The sequence below is a fragment of the Verrucosispora sp. WMMD703 genome (assembly GCF_049178935.1).
Lineage (GTDB): Bacteria > Actinomycetota > Actinomycetes > Mycobacteriales > Micromonosporaceae > Micromonospora > Micromonospora sediminimaris.
Genome location: NZ_JBMHMM010000004.1, coordinates 2,824,589 through 2,840,034 on the forward strand (window position 1 = coordinate 2,824,589; position 15,446 = coordinate 2,840,034).

Genomic DNA, 15,446 nt, shown 5'->3' on the forward strand with positions numbered 1-15,446 from the left:
CTTCCGATCGCCACGCTACATAGCCGCGGTTCCGCTCCGGCTGTGCCGGTTACTCGCCGGCGCGGAGTACCTCGCTCAGCCGGTCGCGTCGCCGCAGCGCCGACTCGACAGGTACGACCGCCGCGACCGCCGCCAGCAGCGTCACGCTCACCAGACCGAGCAGCCACCACGGCAACACCGCAGCCGGGTCGGTGGCTTGACCGGTGAGCAGCCGCAGCTCAAGCGGACCGAGCGTCAGGCGGGCGAGCAGGACGCCGAACAGCGGGCCGCAGATCGCGGTGACCACGACCGGCGGTAGCAGCTCTCCGGCGGCGACCCAGCGGGCGTCGCGTGGCCGTAGCCCGAGGGTTCGCAGCCGGGTCAGGGTCTGCCACCGCTCCGACGCACCCGCGGCGGTGGCGAGCGTGAGGCCGAGCAACCCCAGCGCCAGCAACACCGCGGCGGCCGTCCACGCCAGCCGCAGTATCCCTGCGGTCAGCGGAGCCACTCGCTGCGCCCGCTGGACGTCCGCGCGCAGCACGACGTCGGCGGCGATATCGCTGTTCGACACGGCCTGCGCCGCGCCGGGGCCGGTGACCCAGACGGTGTTGGGAACGGCGGGCAACCCCGCCTCGGCCAGGGCAGTGGCGTCCACGATGACGACGTCGCTGGCGCCGCCGACGGAGGGAGCGGTACCGACCACCGCGAGCCGGATCGCCGGGGCGTCCTCCCGGGTCAGCTGCAACCGCGTGCCGGTCGGCAGCTCGCCGTCGCTCGACAGGACCAGCGCCGGGACGTCTTCGGGGCCAGGACCGGGTGCCGTGAGCCGGGCGAGCGCCGGCGCGTCGGGCAGCGGGGTGGTGGCCAGCAAACGCTGGAACGCGGCGGCGTCCACGATCACCAGGCGCGGGGTGAGCAGTGTCGACTCGGTGAAGATGCGCGCCGAATCGGTCACCTGTGCGACGACGACCTGTCCCACGTCTGGTGCGGCGGCGATGCGCTCGGCGACGGTGGGCGCCGCGGCCTCGGCGTCGACGTCGAGGCGGGCGTCGGCGCCGACGGTGTTCCACGCGCCGTCGGCCAGGCCGCGGGCGACGGTCCCGCCGACGACAAGCGCGAACGAGGCGAGCGCCGTGGCGCTGACCAGAACCAGCAGCGGTAGCGCGCGTCCGGCCGTCGTGGCCGCCCGGGCGGCACCGAACACAGCCAGCGGGCGGCGCGAGCGCAGGGCCTGTCGGAGCACGAGCCGTGCTCCGACAGGCAGCAGCCGTAGCAGGACGAGCGCGCCGGTGAGCACGCCCAGAGCGACGGCGCTGACCGGTAGAACCAGGTCGCCGGTCAGCTCGCCGGAGTCGCCGTCGGCGGCGACAGGCCGCAGCCCGCGCTGGTGCAGGGTGACGAAGGCGGCGACCGCGGCGATCAGCACGGCGGCCTCCACGGCGGCGCGGCGCAGCTGACCGGTGGCCAGGATCCAGCGCCGGGCGGCCGGGTTGGCGGGTTGGCGCCGGTCGCGGCTGGCGCGGGCGGCGGCGAGGGTGCCGAACGTCGGCCCGGCGACGGCACCGGCCAGCACCACGGGAACGGTCCAGGTCCAGGAGACGCCCGGAGCGGCCACACGGGCGAGCGCGAGCCCGACGGCGGCGGCCGACAGGGACACCACGGTGGACTCGATGATCAGTTCCGCACCGAGGTCGGGCAGCGCCGCCCCACGCTGCCGGGCGGCGGTCAGCGCCGGGGTACGGCGGCGGACCAGCAGATCGGCGGCGAGCAGCAGGACCAGCACCGTGGCGGTCAGGACTCCGGCGAGCAGGACGGCGGCCTGTGCGTAAGCGGCGCTGATCTGGGTGCGGGCGTCGCGCAGGACGGTGTCGAGCTGTGATTCCCACTTCAGGGACTGGTCACGGACGCCTGATGAGCCCGACGCCGCCTTGAGCCTGACCATCTGGCTGGCCAGCGCCGCGGAGGCGTCCCAGGTGAGCGCGTCGGGTTCGGGGGCGAAGTGGACGCTGCGCCGCAGTTCGTCCTCGTCGAAGGCGAGCCGGGCGTCCGGCAGCGACTCACGCGACAGCAGACCTGCGAACCGGGTCGTGCCCACGCCGTCGGCGCCGGGCACGGGGCGCAGAAGCGCCGGGGCGAGTCGCCAGGCGGGGTCGCTGCCGTCCGCGGGTCGGTAGATCCCACTGATCCGGACGTCCTTGTCGCGCCCCTGTCCGTCCTGCACCGGGATTCGATCGCCGGGGCCGAGGTCGAGGGCGGCGGCGTCGGCCTCGGAGAGGCCGACCTGCACCGGCCAGGGCGGTCCGTTGTAGGGAACCTCGATGGACGGTTCGGGGATGGCGGGGCCGGGCGCGCTGCCGGCGATCCAGGTCACCTCCGGCCCGCCGACGTCGTCGGCCAGGTAGGTGAGTTGGAAGGTACGCGGCACGCTGCCACCGGTGATGCGCAGGATCGGGCCGCTGACAACGGCGGTGGGCGGGAGCAGCGCGGCGTCCAGGTCGGGCCCGAGGGCGTACGCTGCCCGGGCGCGGAAGTCGTCGACGTCCTCGGCGAGGCGGGATATCCGGATCCGCCCGCCGGTCGGGCCGTCGTCGCGTTCCCAATTGGCGTGCACGAGCACGTTCGAGGCGTGGCTGGCGCGGCGGACCGTGTCCTGGACGGCGTCGTCGGCGGCGGCACGCAGCAGCGCCGGCACGGCCCCGGCGAGCAGCGCGACGGCCGCGATGACCGCGGCGGTGAGCAGCAGCGGTCCGGCGTCGGCACGGCCACGCCCACGGACGCTGGGCCAGTGCGGCGCCGGCCACCGCCGGGTCAACCAACCGTTCACGGCGTCACCCGCAGGTGCGCGGCGTCGGCCCGGCGGACCTGGACGACGACCACGGTGGCGACCGCCAGCAGGCATCCGGCCAGCAGTGCGGCGAGCAGCGCGGCCTCGGCCGGCCATGGCCAGTGTGGCTGGACGGCCGGGACTGGCGCGGCGCCGGTGTCGGAGCGTACGAGCAGGGGAGCGACGACGCGGGTGGCGAGCGCGCCGACGGCCGCGCCCGCTGCGAGCAGCGGCAGCAGCACTCCGGCATGCTGGCCGAGCAGCACGGCCCGGATGTCGCGCCGGGACATTCCGAGACCGCGCAGCCGCGCCACCTCGACGGCGCGGACCTGGAGATCACAGGTGACGTGCAGGACGATGCCGGCGAGCAGCAGCAGGGCCGCAGCCGGGACGACGAGCCGGAGCGCGGCCGGCAGCCCCGCGTGCAGCGGACCGCCGGTGAGCCGGGCGGTCTCCGCCTCGCGGGTCGTGACGGTGCCCAGGTGCAGGGCGGTGGCCCGCTCGGCGGCACCGGGACCGGCTGGGTGGCCGACCCACCAGGCGTCGACCGGGAACGTCAGGTCGCCGGCGACGGCGCGGGCCCTGGAGAGCATGTCCAGGTCGGCCAGGACGGCGACGGCGCCGGGTGCGGACGGCACGGTCGGCACGATCTCGGCGACGACGATCGGCACGGGCGTGGTGCCGACCGTGACGCTGAGCCGGCTGCCGCTGCTGGCACCGACCTCGCTGGCGAAGCGGGCGGAGACGGCGACCGGCACCGGTCCGGGGTCCGGGAAGGCGGTGGCGACGAGGTTTGGCGCGGTGTAGGCGATGCTCCCGAGGTCGACGGAGGCCGCCATCCGGAGCGCCGCTCCCGTCGGCGTGGCGGAAAGTCCCACGGTCGGGTCGCGCAACGTGCTCGGGACCGTCTGCACGGACGTGGCGGTCCAGTCCGATCCGTCAGCCGATCCGAGTCGCGGCACGGTCAGGGTGACGTCGATGGTGGTGCGACCGCCGACCGGGAACCCGGCATCCGGCCCGGCCTCGACCGGCAGGGACACCGCGACGAGGCGCAGTCCGTCGGCGCTCGCGCACCCGGGCAGCCGATGCTGCCGGCCGTCGAGCGGCACGGGGGGACCGGTGCAGGGTGTACGCAGGCCGGTGGCGTCCTGCAGCAGCAGCCGTGGCGTCACGACGAGCGAGGTCTCGCCGGTCGCGGTTCCGCTCATCACGAGCGGGGCATCAACCGGAACGGGGACGCCGGTGACCCGGGTCGGTGGGGCGAGCCTCGCCGCCACGTCCGACCACGTACGGTCGCGGTCGAGCCGTCCGCGCAGCAGCGCGTCGGCGCGGGTGGTGTCGACGGCGACCAGGCGCGGCGCATCGCCGGCGGTGCCGAGCCACTGACCGACGGCGGTACCACGGTCGAGGGCCGGACTGACCGTCCCTTCGGTGGCCGCGCCGACGACCGCGCCCTCTCCGGCCACCGGCGCCGTACCGAGGGTGAGTGCCAGGTCGGTGCCGACGGAAAGCGCGGCCTGATCACGCTGCGACTGGTGCCACGTGGCGTCGAAGGCGAGGCCGAAGGTTCCGGCCGCGCAGGCCAGCCCGACGAGCAGTCCGACGGCGACCGCCTGCGGCCGACGGGCGGCCTCGGCGACCGCCAGCGGAAGCGCCAGCCCACGGACTCGGTATGCCAGCCGGTCGGCGCCGCGCAGGGCGGGCAGTACCACCCGCAACGCCAGGGCGGCGCCTGCGGTGAGCAGCAGCGCCGGCGCGAGTACCCGGACCGCGTCGACGCGTGGGTCGGCGGCGGTGGGCTGCGCGTACAGCTGCCACCAGGCGGCGGCGGCGAACACCGTGAGCATCAGATCGGCGCCGGACCGGGCCAGCAGCTCGCGGCGGGTGCGTCGGTCGCCGGCTGCCGGACCGGGCCGGACCGCCAGGACGGTGAGTACGGCGGCGAGTACCAGCGCGCCGCCAGTCACCGCGAGGACCTGGGTACCGGTGATGTCCGGCCGGACGGTCAGGCCGGCACCGTCCAGCGGCGGCAGCCGGGTCAGGCCGGCGTGCAGGGCCGACGATGCTGGTATCGCGAGCGCGGCGGCGACGGCGGCGACGAGCCCGGCTTCGAGCATCGCGGTGGCGGCGAGTTGGCGGCTACTGGTGCCGATGGCGGACCGCAGGGCGGTCTCGTCGGCGCGTACCCGTGCGGTCAGCCGGCCCGCGAGGACGAGTGCCGTCCCGGCCAGGACACCGCCGAGAACGGCTATGGCGAACACGACGGCGGCGGTGACGTGCCGTTGGTCGTCGGCGGACCGCAGGGTCAGCGGCAGGTCGGAGGCGACCCGGGCGAGCCGGACGCGGTCGCCGAGGGTGGCGGCCAGCCGGCGGTCGGCACTGCGGACGGCCCTGGCCACGGCCGCCAGGTCGCGACGGTTGGCTTGGGACAGGTCCGGATGAGCGGTGACCTCCATCCGGTCGACTGTGGCACCGGTGGCGACCAGATCGGCGAGGTCGACGAGGAACGGGCCGTAGGCGTTGACCGGCTGCCGGAAGCGGCCGTCCTGGTGCCCGATGGCGGAGCCGGTCGCGGCCAGCGGGTCGCGGTCCCAGCCGCGCCCCGGCAACGGGCGGACCACACCGACGACGGTCAGGTCGATGGCCGGGACGGGCGCGTGGGCCAGCTCGGCGCCGAGGCGTACCCGGCTACCGGGAGTGAGGCCGAGCAACTGGGCGGTGGACTCCAACACCACAGCCTCACCACGCTCGTGCGGCCAGCGCCCGATGACCAGCTCGGCTCGGGTCGACAGGTCGTCCAATCCCGACAGGTACGCCTGGGGCGGGACGGTGGTGCCCGGGGCGATCGTGGGCGGCAGCGCCCGCAGCACTGTCGACGCCCGCGCGGTTGTGGTCACCGGGAACGGTGCCAGCGCGGCAGCCACCACGGTGCGGGTGTCGGCGGCGACGGAGAGCGCGTCTGGGCCCTCGACGGTGCCGGTGTAGACGGTCACGTCGACGGCGGCGGGAACGGCGCGGGCCATGGCGACCTCCAGCGCCCGCTCGGCGGTGCGGGTGCTCAGCAGGGTGCAGGTGCCCAGCATGGTCGCGCCGACCGTGACGACCCCGATAAGGGCCGCCAGCAACGGCCACTGCACGCGGGCGCGCCGGGTGACCAGCCTCAGCATCGTCGCGTCACCTGGCATCCGACACGGGCTCGTCAGGTCGCCCGGCTGTCCCCTCATCGAGGTGCCCGTCGTGGATGCGGATAACCCGGTCGGCCAGTGCCATCATCACCGGATCGTGGGTGGACACGAGTGCGGTGACGCCTTCGGACTCGACCACCCCGCGCAGCAGAGCCATCACCGACAGCCCGGTCTCAGCGTCCAGTTGCCCGGTGGGCTCGTCGGCGATCAGGAGCCGGGGCGAGGCGGCCAGCGCGCGGGCGATCGCCACCCGCTGCTGCTGGCCACCGGACAGCTCGGCCGGCCGCTGCCGGGAGTGGTCGGCCAGGCCGACCAGTTCCAGCAGCAACTCGACCCGCCGCTCGCGCTCGGCCGGGGCGACGCGGGCCAGCCGCAACGGGGCGGCGACGTTCTCCGCAGCCGACAGCACCGGGATCAACCCGAAGCTCTGGAAGACGTACGACACCTTCTCGCGCCGCAGCCGCGACAGGCCGTCCTCGTCGAGCGCGGTCACGTCGGTGCCGTCGATGTGCACGGTGCCGGCGTCCGGGCGATCCAGGCCACCGATGGTGTTGAGCAGGGTGGTCTTGCCCGAGCCGGACCGCCCGACGAGCGCCACCATGGAACCGGCGGCCACGTCGAACGACACGCCGCGCAGGGCGTGTACGACGGTCGGCCCGGTACGGAAGCGCCGGTGCACGCCACGCACACGCAGCAGCGGCTCGCCGCTCATTCGCCGTTCCCCGCGTCGGGGCGGATCGTGATGTGGTCCGGTTCCAGGGCCAGCCGGACCCGTCGGGTCAGCGCCAGCGCCTGGCGGAAGTCGCGGGGCACCTGCACCCGCCCGGCCCGGTCCATCACCGCGTACTCCTCGGCGATCGTGTGCGTGTCGCCGCGCGCGTCGGTGGTGGTGCGGCGCAGCACCTCGCTGCTGGTGCGCCCGTCCCGGATCGCGACGGTCCGTTCGACCTGGCCGCTGACCTCCGGATCGTGGGTGACCACGACAACGGTGACGCCGTAGCGCCGGTTGACCTCCCGCAGCACAGCGAAGACCTCCGCGGACGTGGCGGCGTCCAGCTCGCCGGTCGGCTCGTCGGCGAGCAGAACCCGCGGCTGGTTGGCCAGCGCCACGGCGATCGCGACCCGCATCTGCTGCCCTCCGGAGAGTTGCCCGGGACGCCGATCGGCGCAGTCGGCGACACCGAGGCTGTCCAGCAGCTCGGCGGCGCGCTCCCGGCGCTCCTCCTTCGCGGTACGCGCCGCCGTCATCGGCAGGTCCACCATCTCCCGCGCGGTCAGGTAGGGGATCAGATTGCTCGCCGTCTGCTGCCGGACGAACCCGACGGTGTGCCGCCGGTAGTTCACCCGGTCCGCTCGGGACATCGCCAGCAGATTCCACCTGTCGACCCGGACCCGTCCGGCGGTGGGAGCGTCGACGCCGGCCAGGATGGAGAGCAGCGTCGACTTGCCCGACCCGGAGGCACCGACGACGGCGACCAGCTCGCCGCTCTCCACGGTCAGGTCCAGTCCCTGTAGTGCCTGCACCTCGATCGAACCGGTCTGGTAGATCCGCACCAGGTTCTCGCAGACGATGAGCGCGTCCCGGCCGAACTCGGGCGCCCGCGCGGACGGCTTCGGCAGAGAGAGCGGTGTGCTGGACAATCCGTCCTCCGTCCGGGTCGTGCCAATGTCGAGCCTGCCTCGGGTAGTGGTCAGGCTCACCAGCCGGGCACGTGTTGTTGCCTGGCCGGCACGCATGGTTACCTGATCCGTCGGGCGCCCTGATGGTCGTGCTGACACAGATTGAAGCAGTTTCGCAATCGGCGGCTCCGTTGACCATGCCCCTGCGCGTTCCGCGGCCCCGCAGGTCGAGCGAAACCGGTGAAGAACCGCCACGGCTCGTGTGGTGACCCCTGCCGCGGCACGTGGGCGACCTGTTGGCGCTGGGGCGACCTCGCGGACCCGTCGGGGCATCCTTCCGGTGTCCTCAGAAAGTCCTCAGACAATCGAAAAGGTTTGGCCCGGCGGTTCCCGCAGGCTCTGAACCGGGTCCGCACCGGCGGCCCCGGAGCAGAGGGAGAGCTTCCGCGGTGACCACGGGTCATAGCACCGCCGATGCCGTTGGCATGGGTCAGGGCGGTCTGCAGGGACAGGGCCGGCGAGCCTGGAAAAAGAGATCCGGAGAGACCATCCGGAACAGCTGTGACACGGCGGGCCGGGTCGGACGACGGTCACCTGGTGTGATGCGTGCCCCGGCCCAGTCAGCGACGGCCGAGCAGTTCTATGCCGACTTGGTGGCACAGAATGGCGCCTCCGTTCGCGCGTACCTGCTCCGTCTGACCCGCAACCAGAGCATCGCCGAGGACGTCTATCAGGAGACCCTGCTGCGGGCGTGGCGTCACCGGCAGAGGCTGGTCGGCCGGGAGGGCTCGATCAGGAGTTGGCTGTACACGGTCGCGCACAACGCCGCCGTGGACCAGCTGCGTGGACGACGGTCGCAACCGGTGGGGAGTGAGGTCTGGGACAGCATCCAGCAGCCCGTTCCGGACCATGCCGATGCGGTCGTGGCCAGTGCCGCCCTCATGCCGGCCCTACGCCGGCTGACCGCGGAGCACCGTGACGTGATCTTCGAGCTCTACTACCGCCGCAGTACGGTGACCGAGGCCGCGAGATCCATCGGCATACCGCCGGGAACCGTCAAATCCCGGGCTCACTATGCCGTCCGGGCATTGCGGGCCGAGCTGGCGTCCGCGGCTTCGTCCGGTCCGGGCAGCCCTTCATGAGCCGGCGGCACACCTCCGGATTCAGCATCCTCGGCATGGACCGGGATCCGACCCCCGGGGACCCGGACCAGATCGATCAGCTGGCCCGCTTCTACGAGGAGATCCGGGACGACGCCCAGACCGGTGTGCGGGTCCTCGGGCGGGGCGGATCATTGTCGAGAGCGCGCGGCGAATCGATGGAGAAGCTGCGGGACATGCTCGACAGCCTGCCACGCAAGCTGCAGCAGGCGGTCGACTCCTTCGACACGGCGGCACAGGCGTACCGCATCTACAGCCGGGCGCTGCGCGAGCAGCAGACCCGCATCGACACCGCGATGGATCAGGCGACCGAGGCCGTGCAGGTGGTACGGCTCGCCGTGCCGCGAGTGGCCGTCGACGCCACACCGGGGCAGGAGGCGGCGGCGCGGTCGGCGGCCAACGAGATCGACGGCGCACGGGACCAGCTCTCGGCCGCGCAACGACTGGCCGCCGACGCCCGCCGACTGCGGGAGGCCGCGTCCGCGCGATGCAATCGGGCGCTCGACGACGCCGCCTCGAAGGCCATCAAGCCACCGCCGCGGCGCAACTTCTTCCAGCGCATCGGCGACTTCTTCCGGAACAACCCAATCCTCCGCTTGATCATCGATGTCGCGATCGCCGTCGTCGGGGTGCTGCTGCCGGTGGTTGGCATCGTGCTCGCCGCGGTAGCCCTCGTGGTGACGGTGGCGGTTCAGGCTGCGAACGGAAACTTCGAGTTGGGCACGCTCGTGGTGGGCCTGGTGGCTCTCGTGCCCGGAGCGAAGCTTTTCGGTCCGTTCGTGCGAGGTGCGAAAGCGGTAGCGCCTGGCCTTGTGAAGACGGCCGGCAGCGGAGCCGCGGCATTCGGCCAGTTCGGCCGGAACAACACCGTCATCAGTGGCCTGCTCCGGTTCGGTGGCCGCGGTGGTGGCTTCGGCAACCAGGTGGTGACCGATTTCGGTAAGGGCGTGGTGGAGGAGGTCGCGACCATCGGCCTCAACAAGCTCGGGAAGGCCAACGACGCAGACTTCAACGCCGCCTCGATTTTCGGCGGTGCGGCGGCGGGTGCCGCCGCCGGAGGTCTCGCCGACGGCTTCCGGAAGGGCTTTACCGGCGATCCGGATTTCGATCTCCCTCCTGGTGGTGGCACCGAGGGCTTGTCGGGGGCGAACACCGCACGTGGCGGTGACGGTGCGCCCGCCGGTGACATTCCCAGCGGGGACCGCGCATCGGCCACCGAGCCCGTTCCCGCGGGCGGCGGGCCGCCGGGTGCATCCACCTCCATCGACCCACCGGTCAGTAGCCCGGCACCGTCGTCTGCTTCCGGCGGCGACGGCTCTGCCGGCAACGTCTCGGCACCGACTGCTGCTGCTCCACCGCAGCCGGCTCCAGCACCGGTGACCAGCGGCGCACCCGCTGCCGGCGGTGGGACGGGCGGTGCCGATCCGGCCACCGCTGCTCCTGCGCCGACGCGACCGCCAGGATCGGATCAGCCCGCGGCGGTCACCGAACCGGCGGCCAAACCGGCGGCTGAGCCGGCGGCCAAACCTGCGGCTGAACCGGCGGCTGAGCCGGTAGGCGCCCGCCCGGTGCAGCCGGACGCGCCCCCGAACGGCGAGGACGCACCGGACGCCCGCAAGGTCGACGAGGAGCCGGCCGGTGAGAAGTCCGTCGAGGAGCGTGCGGGCGAGGCGGTGACGGGGATCGTCTCCAGCGGTGCAAGCGACGCGGCATCGGCCGCCATCGAGAACGAGGAAGCCGAGGATCCGCCGACCGACGCGGTGGTCGAGGCGGCTGTGCAGGCGGGATTCGTGTTGGGCGCAGCTGACGCCGCCACGGGCGCGTCAACGTCCGAGCACGACACCGGCATCACCAGGAAGTTCCGCAGGTAAGAACCGGCCGGCGGCCTGCCGGTGGCTGTTCAAGAGATCAAGGAGTGTCACCATGCCCGATTTCGCGGTCAACAGTGAAGAGACCGCCCAGACCTCGGCGGCGCTGCTGAACGACTTCTCCCAGCTACAGGACAAGCTGGTCGAGGTACGCGGAAAGGTGCAGAACCTGCTCGCGCAGGGCTACCGCACCCCGGCCGCCCAGCAGAAGTTCCAGCCGTTCTTCGACGAGTTCGCCAAGGGATTCGACCAGGTGAACCAGGGCCTACAGGGCATCGGCAACTACGTCCGTTCGGTCGGTGAGGCATTCGCCTCCACCGACCAGGACCTCGGCTCGCGTCTCGGCTGACCGCCGTTTCAAACGAATCGGACACGCCCGGCGTGCGCAAGCGCTGGGCGTGTCCGCTTGAGAGGAAAGGAGGAGGGTCGAGATGCGGCTCAACGTCAGTCTGGTCTCCGACGCCTCACCTGCGGCGGAGCCGCTGGTCGTAGAGGCGGAGCCGGGGACCTCGGTGGGGACGTTCGCCGCGGAGCTGGCCGACGCCGTCGGCGGCCGTCCCGGCACGCTGTTCCACGGTGCCCAACCCCTGGACCCGGGACTCTCGCTTGCCGCAGCGCGGCTGGGCGCCGGTGCCGAGTTGGGCCTGAATCGTCCGGCCCGGCCAACGGCCGGTCGGGCGGGCGCGGTGGAGGTGCGCCTGGTGGGCGGCCCGGGAGCCGGTGGGATCGTGCTCCTTCCCCCCGGGGAGTACGAGGTGGGCAGCGCGCCCACGTGCCGGGTACGCCTTGCCGGTGATGTGCCGCCGGTCGCCGCTCGGCTGCTGGTCACCGTGGACCGTACGGTGGCGGTGACCGCGGTAACGGCTGTCGAGTTGGATGGCGTTGCCCTGGACGGCACCGCCGAGTGGCCGGCTGGCCGTCAGCTGGCGGTCGGCGGCGTCCTGCTGGAACTGGCCACCGGCGTGCCGGTACGCGCCCCGCTGACCCGTACGGCGGACGGGTTCACCTGGGAGTTCAACCGTCCGCCGCGGTTCTTCCCGAAGATCATGGGCGGGCAGTTCCGGCTGCCCGCCGCACCGACCGAATCCGACAAGAGCCCGATCGGCCTGGTGACGTTGCTGCTGGCCCCGGCGATCGGTGCGCTGGTGGGCATTCTCGCGACGGGCAACTGGCGGTTCATCTTCCTCGCGCTGGTCTCTCCGCTCGCTGCGCTGCTGACCCAGTTCGGTGCCAAGCGGCGCGGTAGGCAGAGCCACGCCGAGCGGATGCAGGAGTACGAGGAGAAGCTTCTCCGGGTCCGTGCCGACATCGACGAGGCGGTGCTGGAGGAGCAGCGGGCCCGCCGGTACGCCTACCCGGACCCGGCGTTGACCGGCCGGATCGCGACCCTTCCAGGTGAACGACTGTGGGAGCGGCGCTGGCGTGACGACGATTTTCTCGCCCTGCGGGTCGGTACCTGTTCGATGCCGTCGGGGGTGCGGGTGGAGGATCCGGCGCTGGACGAGCACCGCCGAATCACCGTGCCCGAGCTGGGCCAGGTGCCGGTGGCCGTGGATGTGCGCGACAGCGGCGTGGTCGGGGTGGCCGGAGACCGCCTGGCCCGGCTGGCTCCCTGGCTGGTGGCGCAGGCGGCCGTGCTGCACAGCCCCGACGATCTGCGCATCTGTGTGCTCACCGATGCCGCCGGTGAGCACCGCTGGTCGTGGCTGCGCTGGCTTCCCCATACCCGGGCCGACGGCGAGGAGGCGTACGTCCGGATCGGCACCAGCGCCGAGTCGGTGTCGCGACGCATCGCCGAACTCAACCGGGTGATCGCGGCACGGTCGGCCGGTGACCGGGCGAGCGGGGCGGAACGGGGCGGTGCAGCCGGCGATCCCGACATCCTGGTGGTGTTCGACGGTGCGCGGCGGTTGCGGTCGATGCCCGGCGCGGTCCCGCTGTTGCGGGACGGTCCCGCCGTCGGCGTCTACGTGATGTGCCTGGAGCCGGAGGAACGGCTGCTGCCCGAGGAGTGCCGGGCGGTGGTGGTGTCCGGCGCGGACGGCGCATCGCTGCGGACCGCCAAGACGTCGCTGGTCGCCGGCATTCGCGCCGACGAACCGGACGCCGGATGGTACGAGCGGGCGGCCCGGCGGATGGCGCCGCTGGGGGTGTCCGGCGACGGCGACGAGGCGGTGCTGCCGCCGTCGGCACGGCTGCTCGACATCCTCGACCTGGAGCCGCCGACGCCGGACAGGATCGCGGCGGGTTGGGCGGTCCGGCCGGCCAGCACCGAAGCGGTGCTCGGCGTCGGGTTGGACGGCCGGTTCGCGATCGACCTGGTACGCGACGGCCCGCACGCCCTGATCGCGGGAACCACCGGAGCCGGCAAGTCGGAGCTGTTGCAGACCCTGGTGGCCACGCTGGCGGTGGCGAACCGGCCGGACGAGATGACCTTCGTGCTGGTCGACTACAAGGGCGGTAGTGCCTTCGCCGAGTGTGAACAGCTGCCGCACACCGTCGGCATGGTGACCGACCTGGACACCCACCTGGTCGAGCGGGCGCTCACCTCGCTCGGCGCGGAGTTGCGCCGTCGCGAGCACGTGCTGGCCGCGGCCGGCGCCTCCGACATCATCCGGTACCAGGAACGCCGAGCCCGGGATGCGAGCATGCCCGCGATGCCGCGGCTGGTGCTGGTGATCGACGAGTTCGCGTCGATGGTGCGCGAGCTGCCGGACTTCGTCACCGGTCTGGTCAACATCGCGCAGCGCGGCAGATCTCTTGGGATCCACCTGGTCCTGGCCACGCAGCGGCCGTCCGGAGCGGTGACCCCGGACATCCGGGCGAACACGAACCTGCGGATCGCCCTGCGCACCACCGACCAGGGCGAGAGCCGGGACATCATCGACGCACCCGACGCGGGTGAACTGTCGCCGCGCACGCCTGGTCGGGCGTACGCCCGGCTGGGGTACGCCGCGCTGCTGCCGTTCCAGGCTGGCCGCATCGGCGGCAGACGGCCGGTGCTGGGGGACCGGGCCGACGAGGTGCGCGTCGAGGTCACCCACGTGAACTGGTCACGGCTGGGCGACCCGGTTCCGGCCCGCCGCTCGTCGACTGCCACGACTGGTGGACCGGCCGACACCGACCTGCGGGAACTCGTCGCGGCTGTCGTCGCGGCGACCGACAAGCTCGGGGTGCCGCGGCAGCCGAGCCCGTGGCTGCCGGCGCTCACCGAGGTGGCACAGTGGGCGGATCTCCCTCAGCCGCCGCCGGCCACGATCCCGGGCGACCTGGGCGCGGTCGCCTACGGCATCGTCGATCTGCCCGCTTCGCAGAGCCGCGAGCCGCTGCTGTTCGACACCGACCGTACCGGGCACGTGTTCTTCATCGGATCCGGCCGCAGCGGCCGTTCGCAGGCGCTGCGTACCCTGGCGGTCGCGCTGACCGCCCGGCACTCCAGCGCCGACCTGCACCTGTACGCCGTCGACTGCGGCAACGGTGCGCTGCTGCCGCTGGTCGGGTTGCCGCACTGCGGCGCGGTGGTGGACCGGCTACAGACCGAGCGCCTCGATCGCCTGCTGACCTGGCTGAACAGCGAGTTGACCAGACGGCAGGCCCGGTTCGGTGAGCAGGGCGTCGCGGATCTGGCGGAGCAGCGGCGCAACGCCGCCGCCGATCGGCGACTGCCACACGTGGTGCTGCTCGTCGATCGATTCGAGGTGTTCGAGCGGGACTTCGCGACGTACGACAACGGCAGCTATCTGGAACGGCTGACCCGGCTGCTGCGTGACGGTGCCGGCGTCGGTGTCCACGTCGTGCTGGCCGGCGACAAGGTGCTCGGTTCGGGCCGGTTCGCCGGCGCCACCGAGGAGAAGTTGGTGTTGCGCCTCAACGACCGCAGCGACTACTCCCTGCTGGGTCTCAACCTGCGCGACGTACCCCCGGAGCAGGCACCGGGCCGGGCGATCCGGCTGGCCGACCACGCGGAGGCGCAGATCGCGGTCCTCGGTCCGGACCTCAGTGGGCAGGGACAGGCAGCAGCACTGACCGACATCGCCAGACAGCTCACCGTGCGGGACGCCACGGTCCCGGGGACCGCCCGGCCGCGCCGGTTCGCGGCGTTGCCCGACCTGATCGGGTACGCCGAGGTGCGCCGGATGCTGTCGGAGCCGGGCCGCGCCCTGACGGCGATCGTCGGGGTCGGCGGCGACGAGGTCGTCCCGCTCGGCCCGGACCTCGCCGACATTCCGACCTTTGCGATCGGCGGGCCACCGCGTTCCGGCCGGAGCACCGCGCTGCTGTCGGTGGCACGGACTCTGCTGGCCAACGGCACCGGGCTGCTCGTGGTGGCGCCGCGGCGCTCGCCACTGCGTGACCTGGCCGGGCAGCCCGGGGTGGCCGCGGTGGTGACCGACGCGGGCATCGCCGCGATGGACTTCCGGGACCTGCTCAAGAGCATTCCGGAGGACACCGGGACAGTGGTCATCGACGACGCCGAACTGCTCGCCCAGTCGGACGTCGACGGAGACCTCAACACCCTGGCCCGGGGTGCGGCAGGCAATGGGTGGGGCCTGGTGGTCGCGGGCAACGCCGAGGCGCTCAGTCTCGGCCTGGCCGGCTGGCTGACCCAGCTCAAACGCAACCGGGCTGGACTGTTGATCGCACCGCAGAGCATCACCGACGGGGAGCTGATCGGGATGCGGATCCCACGGGGGATCGTCGGGCAGGCCGCCCGGCCAGGGCGTGCCTACCTGCATCTGGGCGACGGGGTGCTGACGGCGGTGCAGGTGCCGAAGGCGGACTGAAAGCATGGGATCCGGTGACGCCGGCT

The 15,446-nt window shown here is 73.0% G+C and carries 8 protein-coding genes; 4 read left to right on the top strand and 4 right to left on the bottom strand.

Going from position 1 to position 15,446, the window contains the following annotated elements:
• Positions 1–49: 49 nt before the first annotated feature.
• Genes ACN26Z_RS13445 through ACN26Z_RS13460 form a run of 4 tightly spaced genes read right to left on the bottom strand, consistent with a single transcriptional unit; the run spans position 50 to position 7,629 of the window.
• Positions 50–2,803: an FtsX-like permease family protein gene (locus ACN26Z_RS13445; RefSeq protein ID WP_421461482.1), complete on the bottom strand. Its 2,754-nt coding sequence runs from the start codon at positions 2,801–2,803 to the stop codon at positions 50–52.
• Positions 2,800–5,970 (bottom strand): FtsX-like permease family protein, encoded by a 3,171-nt coding sequence (locus ACN26Z_RS13450; protein ID WP_421461484.1) that lies wholly within the window; start codon positions 5,968–5,970, stop codon positions 2,800–2,802. The genes ACN26Z_RS13445 and ACN26Z_RS13450 overlap by 4 nt, the downstream gene beginning before the upstream one ends.
• A gap of 7 nt (positions 5,971–5,977) precedes the next feature.
• Complete coding sequence (locus ACN26Z_RS13455) at positions 5,978–6,700, bottom strand: ABC transporter ATP-binding protein (RefSeq protein WP_421461486.1); 723 nt, start codon at positions 6,698–6,700, stop codon at positions 5,978–5,980.
• Positions 6,697–7,629: an ABC transporter ATP-binding protein gene (locus ACN26Z_RS13460; RefSeq protein ID WP_282239002.1), complete on the bottom strand. Its 933-nt coding sequence runs from the start codon at positions 7,627–7,629 to the stop codon at positions 6,697–6,699. Before ACN26Z_RS13460 ends, ACN26Z_RS13455 begins: the two co-directional genes overlap by 4 nt.
• 632 nt (positions 7,630–8,261) lie before the next feature.
• Between ACN26Z_RS13460 and ACN26Z_RS13465 the strand changes: the two genes are divergently transcribed.
• The 4 genes from ACN26Z_RS13465 (at position 8,262) to ACN26Z_RS13480 (ending at position 15,420) form a co-directional block, all read left to right on the top strand.
• Positions 8,262–8,750, top strand: coding sequence for a sigma-70 family RNA polymerase sigma factor (locus ACN26Z_RS13465; RefSeq protein ID WP_421461487.1), 489 nt, complete (start codon positions 8,262–8,264; stop codon positions 8,748–8,750).
• Positions 8,747–10,639 carry a hypothetical protein gene (locus ACN26Z_RS13470; RefSeq protein WP_421461488.1) on the top strand — a complete coding sequence of 631 codons (1,893 nt, stop codon included), beginning with the start codon at positions 8,747–8,749 and terminating at the stop codon, positions 10,637–10,639. Before ACN26Z_RS13465 ends, ACN26Z_RS13470 begins: the two co-directional genes overlap by 4 nt.
• Before the next feature lie 52 nt (positions 10,640–10,691).
• Positions 10,692–10,985, top strand: coding sequence for a WXG100 family type VII secretion target (locus ACN26Z_RS13475; protein WP_093402533.1), 294 nt, complete (start codon positions 10,692–10,694; stop codon positions 10,983–10,985).
• A gap of 82 nt (positions 10,986–11,067) precedes the next feature.
• Positions 11,068–15,420: an FtsK/SpoIIIE domain-containing protein gene (locus tag ACN26Z_RS13480; protein WP_421461489.1), complete on the top strand. Its 4,353-nt coding sequence runs from the start codon at positions 11,068–11,070 to the stop codon at positions 15,418–15,420.
• Positions 15,421–15,446 lie beyond the last annotated feature (26 nt).

What these genes read in the sequence shown, in the direction of transcription:
- ACN26Z_RS13450 (WP_421461484.1), bottom strand. Translation starts at nt 5,970, where the DNA reads ATGCTGAGGCTGGTCACCCGGCGCGCCCGCGTGCAGTGGCCGTTGCTG.
- ACN26Z_RS13480 (WP_421461489.1), top strand. Translation starts at nt 11,068, where the DNA reads ATGCGGCTCAACGTCAGTCTGGTCTCCGACGCCTCACCTGCGGCGGAG.
- ACN26Z_RS13455 (WP_421461486.1), bottom strand. Translation starts at nt 6,700, where the DNA reads ATGAGCGGCGAGCCGCTGCTGCGTGTGCGTGGCGTGCACCGGCGCTTC.
- ACN26Z_RS13470 (WP_421461488.1), top strand. Translation starts at nt 8,747, where the DNA reads ATGAGCCGGCGGCACACCTCCGGATTCAGCATCCTCGGCATGGACCGG.
- ACN26Z_RS13475 (WP_093402533.1), top strand. Translation starts at nt 10,692, where the DNA reads ATGCCCGATTTCGCGGTCAACAGTGAAGAGACCGCCCAGACCTCGGCG.